The sequence below is a fragment of the Chryseobacterium sp. BIGb0232 genome, assembly GCF_024810195.1.
In the GTDB taxonomy this organism is placed as follows: domain Bacteria; phylum Bacteroidota; class Bacteroidia; order Flavobacteriales; family Weeksellaceae; genus Chryseobacterium; species Chryseobacterium pennae.
Genome location: NZ_JANUEH010000001.1, coordinates 401,265 through 423,254 on the forward strand (window position 1 = coordinate 401,265; position 21,990 = coordinate 423,254).

Genomic DNA, 21,990 nt, shown 5'->3' on the forward strand with positions numbered 1-21,990 from the left:
ATCTGACACTAAAACATAATCGTTATAAATTCATTTTCATTAGATTCAGTTCAAAATTCACTTAAAAAATGTAGAAATATCTTAATAAAAATAACACCATTGCAATTGCGGTAGTGCTATTTTTTGTCTACTGACACGAGCTACATATTCTGGATCCTATATTCATTAATAGACCAAGCCTATATTGTTTTATTCTTTATAAAATTGCATCACTTGAAAAGCACTCAATTTAGTTCCTTAACAGAAATTTTGGATACAATAATTTCCTACAACTTAGTTGAAATTCATGAAATTACAAGATAAGAAATTCAATTAAATACCACCCGAAAATTTAGTAACCATTCCATAATACATTACTTTAAAATTAAGTATTACTACTGAATTATTTTTAAAAAAATAATATTAATATTGTCTTTATGACAAACATAAAAAGCTATATGGTATAAAATTGAATTTGTAAAACAATGTAATATTTTTTTTAATAATCACCTAGTATACCTAAAGAATGTTATTGCAATTTTAAAAATATAATCAACTCAAAAAAACTAATACCATGAAATTCAAATTCAAAAAATTGATGCTTTTGAGCATAACGACAGGTACTATTTTCAGCCTTATTTCTTGTAAAAAATCTATAGAATCTATAGAGATGAATAAAAATGATAAGGAATCTCTAGACCATTTTGAGAAAAAGTATTTTTCCAACTACAACAAATCATTCATCACAGATACGGATGACGATAATCTATGGAAAAATGATACTCTAGTTGTAACCAAAGAAGATTCTGCAAGAGCATTTCACACCTGGTCTTGGCAAAAGTATTTGCATTTAACACAGAATATTAAAGATTCAAAAAATCAAAAAACTCTAGATGGCTTGCCATTGTTCTTGGATGATTCAAAAAATATTTTTCAAATTACTGAATACGGAGAACCTGTACATCATGAGAATAAATCACCTTTAAAATTATTTGCATTTCATCAGGCAGGCAGTGACCATCCTATATTAAAATCAAATACAGACTTTGCTGGAATTTCTGAAGAGTATACTGTTTTTTATTCGATACATATGAATAAAATTATGCATGATCAGATGGTTAAAGCGACAGATTCTGCTATAGAAAAAGTAAAAAAAGGGATTAAAAATATAAGTGATTCAACAGAGGTCTATAACAATTCTTCATTAGAACTAAAGGCTGCCTGGGTAGATCTTAATGCGATTCCCAAGGATAAGCAGAAAAATTACTTGATTGTACATAATGTACCACAAATAAAAAAAGATTATTTAAACAAAATAGATTATTTCACCAGAAAAAATGATTATACTAATGTTAATCTAATAATTAATAATCCTCTAAACTATCAAAACATACCCGCTGTTGCTCTTATTGGTTTACATATCGTTGGCAAAGTACAAGGATTCCCAGAAATGCTTTGGGCAACTTTTGAAGGTCAGGATTTAGCACCGGATAATCTAAATAATTTAACTGATTTGAATTCAAAACAAAGACATGGATTCAAACCAAACACAAGTAACAGTCAGCCAATTGCTAACACAGAAACCGATTTTTTATTCTTTAAAAAAGGTGAACTTGTTGCAAAAGACTCCCTGAATGCTATTAAGTTTGATACCTTAACTAAAAAAGGTAAAATAGCTGATAAGGCCTATCGCAAATATCCATTGGGTATATCACAAAAAAAGTATGATCATCCAAACAATTCTGAATATAAAAGACATGCTGATCTTGCTAATGAATTAAATAAAAAAGCACTTACAAAAAGTGAAATTAAGCAATATTATAACGGTAATATCTGGCTAGCAATGCTTAATAGCAAAGAGCCTAGAAATATAGATGTTTATCAACAATTTAATAAGGGAAATTTAAAATTGGCAGGAAGTCCAAATGCGACAAATATTACAATGGAAACGTATCATCAAAATACCACCTGCTTCTCTTGTCACGGAATAACAAATTTTTCATTAGATCCTAAAAAAGATATTCAATACAAAACCTTACTAAATGTTAGTCATATATATGGAGCTTATTTTGCCGAAGCCTATAGAAAAAAAGATAAATCAAAAAATAATATACTGTTAAATATCAACAATATAACATCTTTTAATGAATTTATCAAAACACAAAACGAACAAAAATTAGAAGCAACTTTTAAATAAAAAAATAAGTCTCCTGTTGTTATTTGAAACAGCAGGAGATTTTTTCAAACTAGAAATCATCAATACCCCACATATATACAACACTCTTTTTGGCTCCAAACCAAAAACTATTTTATTCTGTAAAGCTTCGGAAGAAGTATTATCATATTTTAAATAATAAAGTACAGATAAAGGCTTTATCATAAGAGCTGGTAGTCATAACCACAAATCATACTGCATACAAGATGATAAATACGTTACTGATATTTCGGGATTAAAATCCTACACAAACAATAAAAGAGGAAAAAGTATTACCGTTGGTGCAGGGTTAATCAATCTTGAAATTATTTACAATCCAATCACTATAAAAAATAATTAATTAAAACTTATTAAAATGGAAAAAAAGTACATTAATGACCTTAAGGCTCAATTTATTGACACTTACCAAAAGGTTATGATAGAAAATGGTGCAAATCCAGCACCTAGAGCCGTATTCAGGAAACAACATGGTATAGTACATGGTGAATTAAGCTTAACCAATGACTTACCGATTGAAAAATTAGCAGGTGATCTTGGTTTTTTTGGAATTAAAGATAATTTCAAGTGTGTAATGCGTTTTTCAAGTGATACAGATCCTAAAAGAACAGATGTAAAGTCTACCATTGGTTTGGGTTTAAAGATTTTTGATTTACCGAATAATGCTGAAGGGCTTAATGGACCAAATACAGATTTTATATTTCAAAATATTGATGTGTTTTTTGCTCAAAATGCACAACAAATGGTTGAATTCACTCAAATTTCCACTTCTGGTGATATCAACCAATTAAATGAATATTATAGAGAAAACAAAGAATTGAAACGTATTTTAGACCAAATGGAAAAATACGAAGACAGTTGTTTAACCACTGCATATTACCCTATCATACCATTCCGATTAGGCGAAAAATATATGATAAAACTACGGCTTAAACCCGTAGTTAAAGAAAATTTCCCTGTCATCATGAAGCAGAAAGATTATCTCGCTAAAGATTTACAGCAAAAATTATCTAATGATTCTTACCAATTTATTCTTGAAGGACAAATCAAGGAGCTTGATGAAAAAATAGCAGATAATCTACAATTAAAATGGGATGAAAGTTTTATTGAAATTGGTAAATTAAACCTTCCCAAACAAGATTTGAATCTGATTGGAGTGAAAGAACTTGGTGATCATATTAATTTTAATTGCTGGCGTATCAATTCATTAAATCAACCTCTGGGTAGTATTGCTGAAGCAAGAAAAGATGTTTACAAATATGGTGCAGAAACGAGATACAGCGCTAATGCTTTAGAGTTCAGAGAACCTCAAGGACAAATTTGCCCTTTTCATGCACAAAATAAAGATGAAAAAATAGTTGACCACGAAATTGTGAGTGCAGCAATATATCCTTCAATAGGCATTATGCGTGTAGGAAATAGTGATGAGTACTATATAGGGCCACAAGTTCCAGAACCCATAATGTCAAATGATCTTTCTTTTTATAGGGATAGAGAAGGCAAAATTAAAAGACAAGCAGCAGAATTTAGAATATATGGTCTGAATATTAAAGGAGAAGTTGTAAAGGAACTTACTCATCCTGATATTAAAGACAATGTTGAAATTGATTGGTCGTGCCATTTAGCCAACCAAAAAGCAGCTTGGTATCAATTTAATCTTGCATTAGATATTCCGGAAGCAAATGAAGATGAATACAAATATTCATTTAAAAGAAATTCAGAGATCCCAGATCGTATGAGCCTCGTTATTGATGGAGGTGTAAAAAGTATCAATAGCAAATCGATCAACCAATCAGGGAAATTTTCAGGAAATTTTTTAGGAAACACAGAAGTTTATCTTGGAGAAATGTTTTTCGATAAGAATTCACCAAATTCTAGAAGATTACATGTACTTGGAGGTAAAGGGATATCCAAAAGTTATAAAAATGAAATTGCCTTAGATTTTGCCAATAATGATGATTGGTATGATGACACTTCTGATGGACCGGTAACAGCCATTGTAAAATTCAATAATAAGGAAATTAATGTAAAACCTGCCTGGGTCATTTGTGCACCTCCAGATTATGCTCCTATGCAACAATCGGTAAGAACAATGTGGGATTTAATGAGAGATCTATCCGTAAGAGAACTTAAATTGCCTGCTCCCATTAGCCCTTCATTCTCTTATGATATATTTCCCATCTTTAAGAGAATGACAGAACTACAATGGGTAAACAAAGGTTTTTTAACCACTTTTGGCTTCAGTGGAGCTTATAATTTCAATGAAAATATATGGATTGAAAAATTAAGAGATGGAACTATGAATAACTTAGAATTCAGAAGACAAATGTTTAATCAGTTCAGACAGTTTGATCTCCCAGGTTCTCAATCTCCGGCTTTATGGCCTTGGTTATATGGAGATGCTATAGAAATAGTAGGAAACGGAAGCCCGAGGCAGCATAGTACACTTACAGATTTGCAAATCAAAATGTTACAGCAATGGGTAGATGGGAATTTTATTGATGATTGGGATAAATATAAAACCAATTATATGAATCCTAAACCTTTAGATGAATATCCTGTAGAAGAACAAGCTGACTTACTTACAAGAGCTTCTTTAGATTTTTGTCTGGCAGATGCTTTTCATCCAGGTTGTGAAATGACATGGCCGGTAAGAATATCTTCTATGTATGATTCTCCTTTTAGACTTAAATTTGATAGAGATAATCTTATTAAAGACAACCTTGATTACGGTCCTTTTATAGATCAAACGTTACTTAATAAAATAATTAACCCTTTCGAATTTCAAGTTGCAGGCGGTATAACACGTTGGATGGCTATTCCTTGGCAAACAGATACCGCCTCTTGTAAAGACGGATACGACAATTCATATGACCCCTATATTCCAACATTTTGGCCAGCACGAGTGCCTAATGAAATTATTACTTACAAGCAATTCAAAGCTTTACAAGAAAAACAAGGAAATCCCCAAGAGCAATTAGAAATATTAAATCAACGTTTTGAGTGGTTGGAAGATTTACCTGGTAACCCCACTATTTATTCCCCATATCAAGAGATTATTAATAAAATGATTACTCATTTTGATTCTGTAGGCACAGTGCTACCTATAAAATTAGATGAAACAATTACGAATAATGAGAATACTAAAGTTCCGAATACTGTGCAAGTTGCCTTAACAAGCTCATACACTAAAATTATTAATATCATTTTAAAAGAAACCAGACAAAAGCAGCTAATAGACAATGTCGCAAAAGATAAGGTAATTGAAATAATATCAGATAATGTATTAAATTCTTCTAGATTACAAATTGACGAAGAAGTAAAAAAAGAAGCGGAGCATATATTAAATAACTCAGAAGCATTAGAAAATCTACTGTCGAAAGTTCAAGAAATGAATGAAAATTTACAAATAGAATATGTTAAACCAAATCAAAAAATAGTAACTATTAATGAAAGATTTAGAAGACGTTTTAATTCTTAATCATGAATAACTGTTTCGACATTATAATTATTGGAGGAGGTATAGCAGGGTGTATCGCTGCTATGCACCTCCATTCATATTACAAAATTTTAATCATTGAAAAACCAGAAAACACAAATGTTTTACATGGGGAAACTTTAGTGGCATCCAGTACACGTATTTTTAGTGAATTAGGTATTGATATTGATGCAATAATGCAAGATCCGTTGGTTGGAAAACCTACAATTGGTATGCAATCATACTGGGGAACTCCTCATCCTATCATACAAGATAGCATACAGAATCCTGAAGGTCACGGCTGGTCTATCCATAAGAGTAATTTTGTAAATGAATTACAAAAAATAACAAGTGAGCGAGGGATTAAAATCATTAGAGAAAATATTGTTAGTGTTTTAGAAGAGTCTCAACAATGGGCTTTGATTACAAAAACAAAGGCGGGTTTTGAAAATAACTATAAAGCCAAATTTATCATAGATGCTTCAGGACGTAGAAGTTTGATGGCTCAAAAAATGAACATTAAGTGCCTCAAAAAAGATCAGCTTATAGGGATTCATGGAAGTATATCCATTCCAACTTTAAAAGAACTTTCTACAATCTATACTGTGGAAAATGGATGGTGGTATATTACCAAACTACCTAATAATAAACACTTGATTAGTTTCTTTACAGATTCCGATTTATGCGATAAAAAGTTGACAAAAGATGGAGATTTTTTTAAAAATTATTTTTTAGCTGAAAAAGATTTAATTAAAATTTTAGAAATTAAAGAAGAAATATTAGATTATGAATTTTTAGGCACAAAAGCATCACATTCTTCTTATCTTAAATTTCCAATACAATCAAATTGGATAGCACTTGGAGATGCTTGTTTAACCTTTGATCCATTATCCTCTCAAGGAATGTTTAATGCTTTAGCAATGGCTGCTCAATACTCTAAATTGATCATTAAATCAAATGTAGTTCATACCTTATCAGAAAACATTAAAAATGCATTTATAACAGAATACAATCGTATTGCAGAAAATATTTGGTCTCGTTATGAATATCACCATTACATCTATTACAAGATGGAAAAAAGATGGCCAAACCAATTATTTTGGAATAGACGTCATTATCCTAAATAAGCATTATTGATAAAATTAAGTTATGAGATTTACTTGAAATTAAAGCAACAGTATACTTGAATGTATCAGGTTTCATCTTTATATAAATTCTACTCATTACATTCAAATTAAATATTGTTCTTAAAATCTTCATAAAAGAGAGAAACCAATCGAAGTAAAATGAATTCAAACGATTCCAATTTTGATTGTTTTCAAATATTTAAAATCATCTTGAAAAAAAATCACAACTAAAAAAAATTAAATTCTAAATTAGGAATTGCTAAATCCTTTTTAATTTGGCTTAAACGGATTAAATCATCTATAAAAGCGTTTGAAGATACGCTCGTCTTGGTCACAAGACGGGGATTAAGATTTTTTAAATTTTGATCCCCATTTTTTTCTCTACCTAATTCCTTCTTAATCAAGAAAATACTTTTAGCAAAACTATTCATTTTAGCGGTTCGAAAACTAGTTCCGTCAAAAGTTAACTTTTCAGGAAATATCGAACCAACAATAGCACGTTTATCAATCAAATTGGCATTTCTATAACGATCTGATACATTTGTTACAGCATCTAATGCCAAAGAAAGTTTTGTTTCAATTTCACTCTCTGGACTTTTCTTTATCAAACTTAGCTTTTCTTTTAATTCACCCAACTCTCCTTTGTATCTATTCTTAATATCTCTAAAATCATCTTCGTCGATTTTATCAGATAAAAACATATCTCTTGCCTTTGAGATTCTTTCATCGAGAGCGTTGATTCTATTTGTAATAGCGGATCTTTCATCTTTTACCGTTGATGAAACATTTTTGAAATTATGTAGAATTATCGTATTTAAAATTTTTCTAATACTAAGCTGAAACTCATATTTTGAAAGTTCACGTTCAAATAATTCATTAACTAAATCAGAATTATGTCTAAATCCACAGGCAGAACTGCAATGACAATAGTAGTAATGCTTTTTTCTTCCTTTTGAGCCGCTTGCAGTAAGATTGTTTCCACATTTAGGACAGAGTAAAATTCCTCGTAAAGGGTATCTTTCATCATTAATCGCTTTTCCTCCTGGCAACCTCAGATCTTTGGTCCCTTTTCGCCATAAAACATTTTGAACCTTCATAAAGAGCTCTTCTGATATTAACGGGGTCGTGTTTTCCCTCCACTATTTTCTCCTCTTCTTTTCCATTAGCACGTAATAATAATTTCCCACAATAAGCTACATTCTTTAAGACTTCCATAAAAGCATTTAAAGAAATATCCCTCCCATCACGTTTGTTCATTTCAACACGCACTGTAGCTATAGGTAAATGCCCTTTGGCCACTTGTTTAAATGCCCATATTATATTAGAAGCTTCTGGCTCTTTTATGGCGACATATTTCCTTCCATCTTCTGTGCATTTATTAATATAGCCATAAGGAGCAATTCCCATCATCCTACCTTCCTTTATAGCTCTTCTCATTCCATTTGTTACATTTAAGGCTCTTCGATCGTTTTCAACTTCAGGTGTGGATAGATATATTGCTAAGAGAACTTTATTTTCGGAATACTTAGATCCAAATTGTTCTATTGCTTGGGGTGTAATATTTTTCTTTTTGAGATAGCTGATCATTTTGATAGGCATCGCTTGTATTTCTGCTAAATCTATCCCATTTTGTAAATAATAGTAATCGTCCTTCTTTTTCAGCTTTTCTACGATTAAATTCCAGTATGTATTTTCGCCACCCTGGACGATCGAATGTTTTTGCAGAATGATCTTCAAAAATAATTTTGTCAATCATTATTCCTGAGCGTATACAATGGTTGCGAAGCCTCTCTCCTTGATCTCTTTGAGAATAACCTTTATCGGCCTGTTCATCTGTAGAAACTCGTATATATAAATCAGCTATACTCATTATAAAGTATATTTAAAATTGGAAAAAATCAGTATTGCCAGCTATTAAACATCTGGTTATTAGAACATTTAAAGAAAATAAAGTACAAAAAGCTATTTAGTTGAAAAACTTCTTTCAAAGTTATTTTTGCGAGTGTATTCAGGAACTGCATTAGGTCCTCAACTTCTCTAGATGTAAGATTAAGACCATAATCAGTTAATATTTTGGCAGATTGTTCTAGTGGAAATTCTTCAAATTTCACAATAGATTCAAGGTCAAAATTTTCTGAGTATTTCCTTTTTTGATCTTTAAAAAGCCTTGTTTTTTTATGCACCATCATCTACAAATTTTAAACTTAAATAGATGACGAAATTATATACTAAGCGATAAAATGGATAAGTAATAAGACTCTGGTGAATAATTTTGCCTATAGTTTCCTATTTAAACTATAAAATTTGTAGATGAATAAATGAGTATGGATGGAGGATCATCCTATACAATAAAAGTGACTGAAATTACATTTTCAAAACAAAACATTTTTAGGAACTTATACAACTTCATTAATATTCTAAATTAGCAAGACTATTAAAAATTATATTTTTTTACCCGTTGTGCATTATGACTTCAAAATAAAAAGCTGTTCATTTGATTGATAATCAGTAAATTGTTTTTACCACAAAACATTTACAATGAACAGCTTAACTGCAAATTACGAAAGAATCTTGGAAGTTCTAAGAAAAATTTCAACGGATAAACTTTTATCTTATCAAAGGCGTTCTCCCCGAATGAAAGATTTAGAGCTTGTAAGTTTAGCTTTGACAGCTGAATATATGGGAATTGATAGTGAAAATCATTTATTTCGTCAGCTTCCCGTTTTTTTGAGCAATAAAATAGAACGTAGTGTTTACAATCGAAGGAAGCGAAAACTATCATTTAAGATTAATGAGATCCGCTTAAAAATGGCTCAAAGTTTTAATGAGTTTGAAGATTATTTTATTGTAGACAGTATGCCTTTGGAAATTTGTAAAATCTCAAGAAGTCTACGTTCTAGAATATATAAAGAACAACAAAATTGCTATCCCAACAGAGGTTTTTGTGCATCACAGCAAATGTCTTTCTACGGTTACAAACTGCATGCAGTTTGCTCTGTGAGTGGTATCTTTCAAAGTATAGATTTAAGTCCTGCATCCATTCATGATATTCATTTTTTAAAAGACATTAAAGAGCAGTTCTCTGATTGTATTTTGCTTGGAGATAAGGGATATCTTTCATCAGAGGTACAGATCGATTTGTTTAATTATGTTAATATTAGGTTAGAAACTCCTAAAAGAATTAATCAAAAAAATTATAAACCTCAATTTTACTTATTTAAAAAGCACAGAAAAAGGATTGAAACCTTATTTTCACAGCTATGCGATCAATTCATGATTAGACGAAATTATGCGAAAACCTTTGATGGATTTAAAACAAGGATATTAGCAAAAATTACAGCTTTGACAACAGTTCAGTTCATCAATAAAAATTACTTAAACAGAAACATCAACAATTTAAAATCAAATATAATTTAAAATGCACAACGGGTATAAAATACAAAAGAGTATACTATCAAAGTATTTTCCAGTACTATTCCTTTCGGGATTGTAACGAAGAGTCCAATATTACAAATCTTGTTTAAGTTTTGATATCCGATGATTATATATTTGATCATCGGCAGATAAAAACTTAGTCCTAAAAAGTTGTTTTTTCAAGGTATCTCTTGAATATGTTTCAATCAGACTATCCATTTTCTTTATCGAATTTTCAAGATTGAAATTTAGGTTGGAATTAATACTGACCCCCTTATTCTTTGAGTATTGTCCTTCATTATCTGGAAACTTCTGATAATCAACCTTTATATGATCAAAGACAGAAATATCCCCATAAATAATCCGACCATTGATCATAGAAAACTTTATCTTCTCATCTTCATTTTTCAACATATCCTCCAGTACATGATCAGAACTACCAGCTTTATAAACAAATAGATCAGCAAATGCACCTTCCTTAATCACAGAATAATTTAGATTTCCCAATGCCTTTGCGGCATTTACTGTAGCCATATCAAATATCTGTGTATCTGAACATTCAATATTGAAATGATTACAATAATATCTCGCAAATTTCATCTCATCCAATATATGCTTACTTCCACTGGGAGTCCAGTCAGTCCCTAAACAAACATTAATATTTTCATCTAAAAGCTTTTTAATCGGCAAAGTATCATTATAGAGCAATAGATTGGATACTGGTGACCAAACGATACTAATATTATGATCCTTTAAAAAATGAATTGTATCATGATCTGAATAATCAATGCCATTGGCGTGAACTAAAATCAGATTAGAATCTTTTAAATCCTGAGCATTTACTTTTTGTTTTAATTCTTCAAATAGCTGCTTGCATTCATTCTCAGAATATTTGTCTTTTGTCGCTTTATATAAATTACCCGTTTTGCCTTCTCCAATATGGGCAATGGTAGAATAATAATTAGCATTTTTTTGATTAACGGAATTTATATAGTAATCAAGATTCTTTTGTTTTACAGGTGACCATTTTGAAGTATCTGCGACAGGTGTTCCATCGGGCCTGATTTCGGGGCTGTAGAAATCAACCACAGGAAATACCTTTAGCGATTTATCGATTCCCATATCTTCGGAATTACCGGTATTCCGGATAAGAAAATGTTTCATATCAGACTCCTCATCATCCAGACTTAGCGTTTGAAGCAAAAGTCCGGTTCCACCGCATACAGCCTGAATTTCAGAAAGGATAGCATGGATTCTTTCAACCTCAGTTATCGCCCGAAACATATAAAACTCACGATAAGTACTATTACTTTCATCGTATAATAATGAATTTAGTTTTGAGGGATCAATATAGTCTGCAATAAAGCTTTCTAAAAGTACCGGGTTGGAAGCCCATCCTTTTTTTATATAGTTTGTAAATTCTTTGATTTCTGCAATATACTGTGGAGAATTTCTCCATTGATGTCTATTATACCATATATGAGGAGAATTCCATATCGGCAATACATTATAGCCAATATGGGTATGAAGATTTATAAAAGCAGGGAAAATAATTTCATTATCACTAAGCTCAATGATAAAACTGTCTGACAACAGATCAGTATTTGATTTCCCTTCAATGATTTTCACAATTTTTCCATCATCAATAAATAAACTCTTCACTTCACATTGATCAGTTACTGAATCATAAACTCTACCAATCAGGCAGATCGGTTTTGTAGAACTAATTTTCATGATTTTAAGTTTTCAAGGTTAGTATTATAAATTTATAAAAAATTTATAATACTATGGAAATCAATAACAGTAAGATCCCAAATACCTCAAACAAACTCCATTCAATTTAGTATAAAACAATTCAAATATAAATTACAGAAAGTAACGATATACTAGAATGCACCAGACCATATTTTATAAAAATACCATTCTACCTCCTTTTATAAAATAAACAAGATCGATTATAAAACGAATAATATTGCATTTTTTGATTCAGTACATCCCAATATATAATTACCCTTTTTATTCATCCATTAAAAAACAAACCACTGGTTTACAGAATAGAAAACCTCTATTCCTTATCGAATTTAACCCATAAAACCTAGAAAATACTATCCACGACATAAATCATGTTTTATTTTTAAATCATTTGTAAATTATTTATTTATATTTGGACTAATTATAAATAACACATGATACCAATTTTTGAGCGTTTAAATTACTCCAAGTTTACGGCAGCTATTTTCTTAACTGCATTTTCAATTAAATACACTAATGCTCAAACAATTATCAATATAAAAAATGAAAATAAGGAAGCTATTTTCAACGCAAAAATCACTGTTGAAGGAAATGGAGTTATTACTCAACAGACAACAGACAGGAATGGACAAGTAACAATTTATGAAAAACCAGGTACATATATGGTTTCTGTAGAAAATTCGTTATTTAGGAAAAAAGACTTCAAAATTCAGATCAGTGAAGAGCGGGAAACATTGGATGTTACTCTTTTGAAATCTGCTTATGAACTTGAAGAAGTGATTGTGGAAGGAACAAAACTTTCAGCATCACAAAGAATCCGTGAGTCGCTGTATACCCCTGAAGTTATTGATTTCAGAGAATTTAAAACCTCCTCAAAAACAGTTGTAGAAGCCTTAAACCTTGCTTCCGGATTGCGAATACAGCAGCAAGGCGGAATGGGCAGCGCCGTGAATGTGATTCTTAACGGTATTGATGGAAAAGATGTTCGGGTTTTTGTAGATGAAATTCCTGTTTATATTCTGGGGCGTGGCTTTGAACTGCAGAATCTCACCGCCAACATCATTGATCGTGTTGAAATATACAAAGGGCTGATTCCTGTACAGTTTGGGTCTGATGCTTTAGGAGGAGTCATCAATATCGTGACCAAACAAGGAGAAAAAGATTTTCTGGGGGCAGGATACAGTTATGGTTCATGGAATTCTCACGAAGCCACCCTCAACACCTCCGGGCATCCTTTCAAAAACAAAAAATTCTATGCAGGCTTCGATGCGGTGTACCGTCATTCAGACAATGACTACTGGATGGATGATGTGGATATTGTGGTTGACGATTTATACAACACGAAAAAAGGGCGTGCCAGAAGGTTTAATGATCAATATGATTTTGCGTTAGCCAAACTACAGGTAGGTGTTAAAGACCTAAGCTGGGCAGATCACCTGAAATTCATTTCTACTTTCACCCACACGTATAAAGAATGGCAGCATGGAGTTACCGCTCTACAGCCCTGGGGAGAACCTTTTTCCAGAGAATATACTGGCGGAGCCGCTTTGAACTGGAAAAAATCAAGTGCACAAAAAAATAAATGGCAAATTGATGTGACTGCCGGATACAATTTTGAACAGACCTATTTTGAGGATATTTCATCACGAATTTATTTCTGGGACGGCAATTTTGCCCAGGGAACAACTAAGGGAGAAAGCGGTTTATACAGCCAGGGACGTACTCCAAAAATCAATCAGAATGTGCTGTATGCAAGAGAAAATGCTTTTTTCAGATTAGGAGACCATTACAAACTGAACGTTAATCTCCTAACCACAAGAATGGAATTAACCGGAGAAGATAAAGCCGGTACAGCTACTTACAAAGAAGATCCTTTTAAAACACCTCAAACATTATTCAATAACTTTTTCGGTACTTCTCTTGAATCGAAATTTTTAAATGGTCACTTGATTTCCAATACTTCTTTCAAACATTACTACAACCAAGTACGAGGCATTAATTTTAAGATTAATAATGAATTTGATAAACTCAATTCGTCTTCCTCTTCTGATATTGGTTTTGGTCAGGTTTTTAAATGGATGGCAACACCGCAAATTTCCATATTGCCCGGTTATGAATATACCGTTCGCCAGCCTGACAGCAGGGAAATTTTTGGGGATTATATTACAACCAGTCCCAATCCTAACCTGAAATCTGCCAAAAGTCATAACATCAACTTTAAGATACAGTATAAAACTTTAGAAGGAAAAATATTTACCGGAATCGGTGGTTTTTACAGAAATACAAAAGACCGTATTCTCCTTACCTCTTTTTCCAATGCCCTTGCTGCTTACACCAATTTATTAAAAACTTCTACCCTTGGTGCAGAATGGTTCATGGAATACAAGATTAACAACAAGCTTAACGTTAACCTTAATGCCACCTATCTGGATACCCGATTACGAGGAGTAGATGATTCCGGAATTTTTAATGACAAATATATTGGCGCCAGAATTCCCAATACTCCTTACCTGTTCGGAAATACCCAAATCTCGTACACACTGGATCCCGGGAATAAAAAAAACTATTATTTCAGAGTATTATACACCGGATCTTATGTTCATGAATATTTCCTTACCTGGGCTATCAATGGGGTAAAATCTTCCAAAACTACTATTCCATCACAGTTTGTCAGTGATATTTCGGTGTCCGTGCATTCTAAAAATGAGAAATGGAGTTTTGCAGTTGACGGTAAAAACCTTACCAACGCCAAGGTATATGATAACTTCTCTGTTCAAAAACCGGGACGGAGTATTTACGCCAAGATTACGTATCAATTTAACTAAACAAAAATCATAAAAAATCAAAACAATGAAGAACAAATTAACTGCTTTAAGTTTTATGCTGCTGAGCATCTTATCCTGCAACAGCAAAGATGATGAACCCGGAAATCCAACAGCGGATAGCGGAACAGCCAATTTCGCCCTGATTACAAGACCACAAAATTCCAATGGAATGTCTTTTTCTGCCTATATGCAGAAATTGGAATCTCCGGATTTTGCTGGAACATTAGACAATTCTAAGGCATACGAAATTTCTGCTTCCCATTCCGGAGGAGTCTATGAGTTTAAAAAGGCTGTGTATGTAAATGATTATCAAAACAAATCGATCACAAGATGGACTTTATCCAACGGAAATGCCGGCGAGAAAAAAGGATCTATTGCAGTTCCTGAACTGGGATTCCAGGGAAATATTGCCTTTAAAGATGAAAACACAGCTTATATAGGAGGATCAGGGAAAATTGTGATCTTTAATCCAACAACGATGACCAAAACCGGGGTCATTGACTGGACCTCCATGTCAAGAGTCGGACAGGTAACCAACTTCCCTACTGCCGGAGCCAAAATTCAGGCAGATGGGGTTACCGAGATTATCATCAATGGAAATTATATGTACGCAGCATTGTATTACATGAACGATTTTAACACGTTCACTCCAGCTACGACAACCTGTGACATTCTTGTTATCGATCTTACCAAAGTCAATAATTCATCCAGTGATAATTCTAATGCACTCGTAAAAATTATCACCGATACAAGAGGATCCTTTACAGGAGCCTGGAATACCGGCGGTGGGGTTTACTACATGAATAAAACGGAAACCGGAGATATCTATGTATTGTGTCACAATGTATTTGGCGGAGCCAGAAACGTGATTGGCAAACCTGCCTGTATGCTAAGAATCAAAAACGGAGCTACAGAATTCGATAAAGACTATTATTTTAACCTGGAAGCCGCCTCACAAGGAAACGGAAATCCTGTGACCAACTTCGAATATTACGGAAACGGTAAATTCCTGGCTACCGTACTCGATCCTTCAAAACTGGATCCGGGCAATCCGTATTCATATAATACAGATGTTATTTTCCGTTGGTGGAGCTTTGATTTAAATGCGAAAACAGCCACAAAAGTAGATGATGATTATACCATCGGAGGAAAAGTAGCAAGATGTTATTTCGCAAACGGATTCGCTTATGTTCCATTTGCCAATAAAACAAGCAACTACATCAATAAAATCAATTTAAGCAATCTAAGTAAAACCAAAACGGTCACTACAACAGGGATGTCTCATATTCTAAAACTGAACTAGAACATTGTAACGGAATGAGCGTCTGAAAGTTCTTCAGATGCTCATCCGTTGTTATTCGTCATTTTAAAACTTACACTAAAAAATCAAATATTATGAGAAAATCCATGACCATACTCAGGTATGTTTTTGCCGTTGTGTTGTTACTTTTCGGTGCAATAGGAACCTATGCCATGTTTACAGAAGGTTATAATCCGCAAAGCGAAGGAATTTTACTGTTTGGAAAGACCTTCCGCCAATTGCATGATGCTATTATGATGAGTTACTTAGGTCCTTTCGTCCGTTTAGCCCAATTATTTGCAGGAATACTTTTATTAACCAAAAGATACTGGTGGATTGGTTTACTATTCTATCTTCCTTTTGCGGTCAATATCTTTTTAATTCACATTATTCATGATATGCCGCCTGCTCACCCTGTATTTTTTGCTTCGGGAATGATTGTATCTATTATGAATTTTGTCCTGGTATTTTATGAAAAAGATCGTTTGAAACAGCTTGTTGTCACTCCAAAAACAAAGTAACCCATGGCCACCAATCAAAAAGTGTATGAAGCCATCATTGTAGGATCAGGATTTTCAGGAATTTCAATGGCGATCAGCTTAAAAAAACGAGGGATCCATTCTTTTCTTATCCTGGAAAAAGCAAAAGACCTGGGAGGAACCTGGAGAGACAATACCTATCCGGGTGCCCAGTGTGATGTACCTTCAGCATTGTACAGCTATTCTTTTGAACCCTTCCCGGGTTGGGAGAAAAAATGGTCAGACCAGCCACAAATTCTTGAGTACCTAAGATTCAATGCAGAAAAAAACGATTTACAAGAACATATTCTTTATGAAAAAGAATTTTCGTCTTCATCGTTTATGGAAAATGAAGGCTGCTGGGAAGTGAAGACAAAAGAAGGTGATGCCTATACTGCAAAGTCGCTTATTATGGCCATAGGCCAGCTGCATCACCCGAAAATCCCCGATTTTAAGGGAAAAGAAACTTTCAAAGGAAATACCTGGCATTCCGCACAATGGAACCATGAGATTGATTTGAAAGGAAAACGTTTAGGAGTTATAGGAAATGCAGCCAGCGCCATTCAGTTTATTCCGAAGATTGTTTCTGATGTAGAGTCTCTGACGGTCTTCCAACGAAGTGCAAAATGGTTATTGCCCAAGAAAAACTCGCTGTACAACGACAAGGACAGACGTTGGCATCAAAAATACCCTTTCATCCTCAATTGGTCACGTCATTCAAATAATACATTCAATGGAGTGTTTTATCATTTGATGGGCCAGAACAAATTCTGGAAAAAGCTTTGGCAGGGTGTCAGCTTGAGCCACCTCAAAAAGTCTGTCAAAGATCCGGAACTTCTGAAAAAGCTGATCCCGGATTATCCAATGGGAGCGGTCCGTGTCCTTTTATCAGACGAATATTATCCTGCTCTGGCAAAAGAAAATGTACAGGTCAATGTGGATGGAATCTCACATATAACTGAGGATGGTATTGTTACCAAGCCCGGAGATCAAATTCCTTTGGATGTCATTATTTACGCGACAGGATTCGAAAGCAACCCTTTTTTGAAAGGATTGAATATACAAGGATTAAATGGACTTTCTATACGCAACGCCTGGGAACAGTCCATAGAAACCTATCTTGGAATTACAACGGCAGGTTTCCCGAATTTCTTTATGATGTTCGGCCCCAACACGAATCTTGCACATAGTTCTGTCCTGCTCATGGTAGAAAATCAGGCTCATTACATCACTGAATGTATCACTCTTATTTCGAATAACAGACTGAAGTACATGGATGTGAAACCTGATTTCCAGAAGAAGTTTACCCGTCAGGTCAACGAAAGAATGAAGAAAAAGGCCTGGACTCAGGCTAAGAACAGCTGGTACAAAGACGGAGATATTATTCTCAACAATTGGCCCGGCAAAGCGAAAGAATATCAAAAACTGACAAAAAAAGTAGATCAGTCTGCTTATACTTTTTGTCAATAAATAACCACCACTAAACCAATACAACTAACATGGAAAAAAGTCATGTTCAAGTTATGCCCCATACAGCAGACCATCAGCCGTCTGCAAAAGATGATCATTGTCTGATTGATTTTCTGATCAAAAGAACTGCACAATACCCACATAAAACAGCATTCTGCGATGTGGATATTGATCTTCAGGAAAACCCGTTTACCTATCCGGAACTCTTATTTCAGGTAAAGGGATATGCACAGATTTTAAAACATAAAAACATAAAAAAAGGAGATCGCTGCCTGCTTATTTTTAATCAGGGGATCGAATTTGTCATTGCATTTTTAGCCTGTCAATGGATCGGAGCGATTCCTGTTCCGCTTAATATTCCGGGACGTTCAAAATCTTTGGACAAATGGGAGAATATTGCCGGAGAATGTTTTCCTGAAACGATCATTACAGCTAAAAAAAATGCTTCAAGGTTGATTCAGTCTTTAAGTAAATCTAAACTATTAAGCAAAATACCGGTAACCGAAGTAGAAATTTTGGTTTCAGATCAATTGGAAACAGCCTTTACAGATGAACCAGATATTCATCCTACTGCATTTTTACAGTATACATCCGGTTCCACAGGAAATCCTAAAGGAGTTGTGGTGACCCAAAATTCTCTGATCAAAAATTCCAGAGAATCCAGAAAAAATATGAATGCCACTCCAGACAGTGTATTTGTGAGCTGGCTTCCCTTCTATCACGATATGGGACTCATCCTGTTTATTGTACAGACAATTTATAATGGAAACAGTCTTTATCTGATGAAACCTGAAGATTTTATGAGCAGGCCTCTCAATTGGGTCTGTGCGCTCAGCAAATGGAAAGGAACGCATACCGGAGGTCCTAACTTTGCGTATCAGCTGGTCGCTGATAAATTGGTACAGCTCCATCACGAGCTTAAACAAACGAATAAAAAAGCCGAAATCTCACTGGAGGATCTCAAAATGTGTGCTTCTGGAGCCGAACCGATCCGTTTTAAAACCATCTGTGATTTTCAAAATGCCATTTCGCTGTTTGGAGCCAATGATCATGTCATTTCTCCCGGATATGGCTTAGCAGAAGCTACTTTAACTGTTGCTTTGAACAAAGAAGGTGAAAAAGTAAAATGGCTGAAAGTAGATAAAGAAGCCTTGAAGAAAAACAAGGTAATTCTCAAAGAAAGCGGTTTTCTGGAAACAGCCAGGGATTTCCCCGAAGATGAAAGTTCCGTTTATCTTGTAGGAAACGGACAGGTCATTGATAACCACGGTATCGATATTATTGCCATTTCTGACCTTGAAAAGGAATTACCGGACTCCATTTCAAAACTTACTGCCCTTGAACCTTATTCAATTGGTGAATTATGGTATTCAGGACCTTCCGTGACTGATGGATATTACGAAAACAGACAAGCTACATCCGAAAGCTATTTCCACTCCCGTTCCAATGATACAGTATATCTAAGAACAGGAGACCTTGCCTTCAAAGATGATGACGGACAAATTTATATTGTGGGCAGAATTAAGGATCTCATTATCATCAGAGGTTTAAATTATTATCCTCAGGACATTGAGCGTACCTCCTGCTATTCACATCCTGATCTGAGAACTGACGGAGCTGCTGCTTTTGCCATGAATAAAGAGGGTAATGAATGCTGTTATATTGTACAGGAATTAACCCGAAGTGCTGTTTTATCTCCAAAATTTGATGAATATGCCAAGACAATACGCAACGCTGTTTTACAAGAACATGGAATAGCCATTGAAAAAATTATTTTTGTTGCTCCCATGCATGTTCCCCGAACTACCAGTGGTAAAATTCAGAGACGACTGGCTAAACGTACTACGGAACGCAATGAGTGGGAAAACATTTTACACACTTCTCAGTTAGGTTTCACAGTACCTGTAAAAAATGCAGATACGGTTCACATTCCGCTTGAGGAAAATACCTTCAAAAATACCATTGAGGAACTACAGCATTTTCTTCAAACCAGAGTTGACAGCTATACCATTGACGAAAGGCGTTCAATTCCACCCTACATCATGACTGAGTTTTCCCGGATGGGATTAATGGGATTACTGATTCCACAGGAAAATGGTGGCTTGGGCTGTAGTCTCAGCCAGGCAAGAACTATAATAGAAATCATTTCTTCTGCTGATCTGACATTGGGATTATTGGTGAGCCTCCACAACTTACTGGGACTGCATCCTATCGCAAAATTTGCCAAAGAAGAAATCAGGGAAAAAGTGGTGAAAGATCTGTCTGCAGGTAAAGGAACCGCCAGCTTTGCATTAAGCGAACCCGGTGCAGGAAGCAATCCTAACGCAGGAAAAACTTTCGCACAGAAACATAACAGCCACTGGATCTTAAATGGTGAAAAATGTTGGGTCGGCTCTTCTTCATGGGCGAGTTATCTGACTGTCATTGCCCATACACAGGACGAAAATGGTAAATATCTTGGACAATCCGCCTTTTTAGTCCCACAAGGAACTCCCGGGTTACATCATATTGAAGAATGCATGACCATGGGAATGCGAGGCACTGTACAAGGACATTTTACGATGAATAATGTACAAATTCAGGCCTCACATATTCTGGGAGAGATTGGGAAAGGCGCTGAAGTTCTGCACGAAGTAGTCTCTATGGGACGCATCGGAATCAATTCTATGTGTATAGGAATCCTGAAAACCGTCTTATCCCGATCTAAACGATGGGCTGAAAACAGAAAGATCAATTCAGGATACCTCATCGATCAGCCTGTTGTTCTTAAAAACCTCAATGAACTTCTTTGGATATTAGAGATCGTTGAAACTTATCAGTCAAAACTCGTGCAATGGAAAGATGAAAGTCTTCTCCTTCCTGATATGCTGGTAAGTGCCGGAAAAATATTCTCCACGGAAGAAACCTGGAAAGGCGTTGATTTTCTGATGCAGATTACAGCAGCCAGAGGATATTCAGAACATAACGGCATTGCCCAGCTTTTCCGTGATACCAGAGTATTGAGAATATTCGAAGGCCCATCAGAATCGTTAATTGCTGATTTGGGAGGGCGTACCGATGAAAACATTATGGAAACCCTGAACTTTTTAACCCATCAGCATGTAGCGATCAACACCACCCTTCAAACAGAAAAAATACGGCATATCAAAAAGCAGTTTGAAGAGCATGCTACTAATTCCGAAGGACAACACAGGAAATTTGCCCGATATGCTTTTGGAGAAGTGCTCACTTATCAGATGATTGTATGGATGTGTCAGGACGATATTTCCTCTCAGGCCAAAAACTGGCTGGAGAAAAAAATCACAACGATTATTACAGATACTCTTGAATTCAATACAACGCTGCTTGCCAAAGAGCGTTTTGAAAAACAATTCAATCATATTCTGAAAGATCACGAGGCCATTTACACACAGCCTGTTTTTCCTGAAGCATCAGCCCGTTCTCCTTTCCGGGATCTGCAAGCAATAGAAACTCAGAATACACCAAAAAGATCAGAGGAACAAAATATTTCAGAAAAGGTCATATTGAGGGCTACAGCAGCAGAGACCAACAGTTCATCATCCATTAAACAACCCTCAAATAACAAAAATGTTTCGCAAATAGAGACATGGATTTATAACTGGCTGGAAAAAGAAGCAGGAATTGAACGCAGCTTGTTTACTCCTTTCACTTCTTTTTCAGAATATGGGCTCGATTCCTCATTATCGATACGCTTTATAAGTGATATGAATGTAAGATATACTATTCATGTAGAACCCTCAATTATCTGGAGTTATTCAACAGTCAACGAACTTGCCGCTTACCTGTGTGAATTTGAAATCAAATCATCCGGATCCATAACAACAAACGACAAAGGACTGGACGATGATTTTCTGAAAGGATTATTAGAAGACGATCTAACCTCTTAATCTCAAA

13 protein-coding genes are annotated in these 21,990 nt (G+C 34.4%); 9 read left to right on the plus strand and 4 right to left on the minus strand.

Features of this window, described 5'->3' with window-relative positions:
• Window positions 1–553: 553 nt before the first annotated feature.
• From M2372_RS01790 to M2372_RS01800, 3 genes are all read left to right on the plus strand, one after another.
• Window positions 554–2,176 (plus strand): hypothetical protein, encoded by a 1,623-nt coding sequence (locus tag M2372_RS01790; protein WP_228455649.1) that lies wholly within the window; start codon window positions 554–556, stop codon window positions 2,174–2,176.
• 373 nt (window positions 2,177–2,549) lie between these two features.
• Window positions 2,550–5,672 (plus strand): LodA/GoxA family CTQ-dependent oxidase, encoded by a 3,123-nt coding sequence (locus tag M2372_RS01795; RefSeq protein ID WP_123318614.1) that lies wholly within the window; start codon window positions 2,550–2,552, stop codon window positions 5,670–5,672.
• Window positions 5,673–5,674: 2 nt separating this feature from the next.
• The gene (locus M2372_RS01800) at window positions 5,675–6,796 is read left to right on the plus strand and encodes an NAD(P)/FAD-dependent oxidoreductase (protein ID WP_123318613.1); all 1,122 of its coding nucleotides are present in this window, start codon (window positions 5,675–5,677) and stop codon (window positions 6,794–6,796) included.
• 227 nt (window positions 6,797–7,023) lie between these two features.
• On the opposite strand, the gene M2372_RS01805 is transcribed toward M2372_RS01800, so the two are convergent.
• From M2372_RS01805 to M2372_RS25580, 3 genes are read right to left on the minus strand one after another with little or no spacing between them, the layout of a single operon-like run.
• A complete protein-coding gene (locus tag M2372_RS01805; protein WP_148060727.1) occupies window positions 7,024–7,893 on the minus strand; it encodes a zinc ribbon domain-containing protein in 870 nt (289 codons plus the stop codon).
• Window positions 7,823–8,395 (minus strand): hypothetical protein, encoded by a 573-nt coding sequence (locus tag M2372_RS01810; protein ID WP_409013122.1) that lies wholly within the window; start codon window positions 8,393–8,395, stop codon window positions 7,823–7,825. The genes M2372_RS01805 and M2372_RS01810 overlap by 71 nt, the downstream gene beginning before the upstream one ends.
• A complete protein-coding gene (locus M2372_RS25580) occupies window positions 8,322–8,666 on the minus strand; it encodes a recombinase family protein (RefSeq protein WP_123318610.1) in 345 nt (114 codons plus the stop codon). The genes M2372_RS01810 and M2372_RS25580 overlap by 74 nt, the downstream gene beginning before the upstream one ends.
• A 668-nt stretch (window positions 8,667–9,334) precedes the next feature.
• On the opposite strand from M2372_RS25580, the gene M2372_RS01815 reads away from it, so the two are divergent.
• A complete protein-coding gene (locus tag M2372_RS01815; protein ID WP_123318608.1) occupies window positions 9,335–10,213 on the plus strand; it encodes an IS982 family transposase in 879 nt (292 codons plus the stop codon).
• A gap of 90 nt (window positions 10,214–10,303) precedes the next feature.
• Here M2372_RS01815 and M2372_RS01820 read toward each other — a convergent pair whose 3' ends face one another.
• The gene (locus M2372_RS01820) at window positions 10,304–11,944 is read right to left on the minus strand and encodes an amidohydrolase family protein (protein ID WP_123318607.1); all 1,641 of its coding nucleotides are present in this window, start codon (window positions 11,942–11,944) and stop codon (window positions 10,304–10,306) included.
• 452 nt (window positions 11,945–12,396) lie between these two features.
• Between M2372_RS01820 and M2372_RS01825 the strand changes: the two genes are divergently transcribed.
• From M2372_RS01825 to M2372_RS01845, 5 genes are all read left to right on the plus strand, one after another.
• A complete protein-coding gene (locus tag M2372_RS01825) occupies window positions 12,397–14,787 on the plus strand; it encodes a TonB-dependent receptor plug domain-containing protein (RefSeq protein WP_123318606.1) in 2,391 nt (796 codons plus the stop codon).
• 25 nt (window positions 14,788–14,812) lie between these two features.
• Complete coding sequence (locus M2372_RS01830) at window positions 14,813–16,090, plus strand: DUF4374 domain-containing protein (RefSeq protein ID WP_123318605.1); 1,278 nt, start codon at window positions 14,813–14,815, stop codon at window positions 16,088–16,090.
• A gap of 92 nt (window positions 16,091–16,182) precedes the next feature.
• Window positions 16,183–16,608 carry a hypothetical protein gene (locus tag M2372_RS01835; protein WP_123318604.1) on the plus strand — a complete coding sequence of 142 codons (426 nt, stop codon included), beginning with the start codon at window positions 16,183–16,185 and terminating at the stop codon, window positions 16,606–16,608.
• Between the two features lie 3 nt (window positions 16,609–16,611).
• A complete protein-coding gene (locus M2372_RS01840; RefSeq protein ID WP_123318603.1) occupies window positions 16,612–18,075 on the plus strand; it encodes an NAD(P)/FAD-dependent oxidoreductase in 1,464 nt (487 codons plus the stop codon).
• 53 nt (window positions 18,076–18,128) lie between these two features.
• A complete protein-coding gene (locus tag M2372_RS01845; protein ID WP_259080549.1) occupies window positions 18,129–21,983 on the plus strand; it encodes an AMP-binding protein in 3,855 nt (1,284 codons plus the stop codon).
• Window positions 21,984–21,990 lie beyond the last annotated feature (7 nt).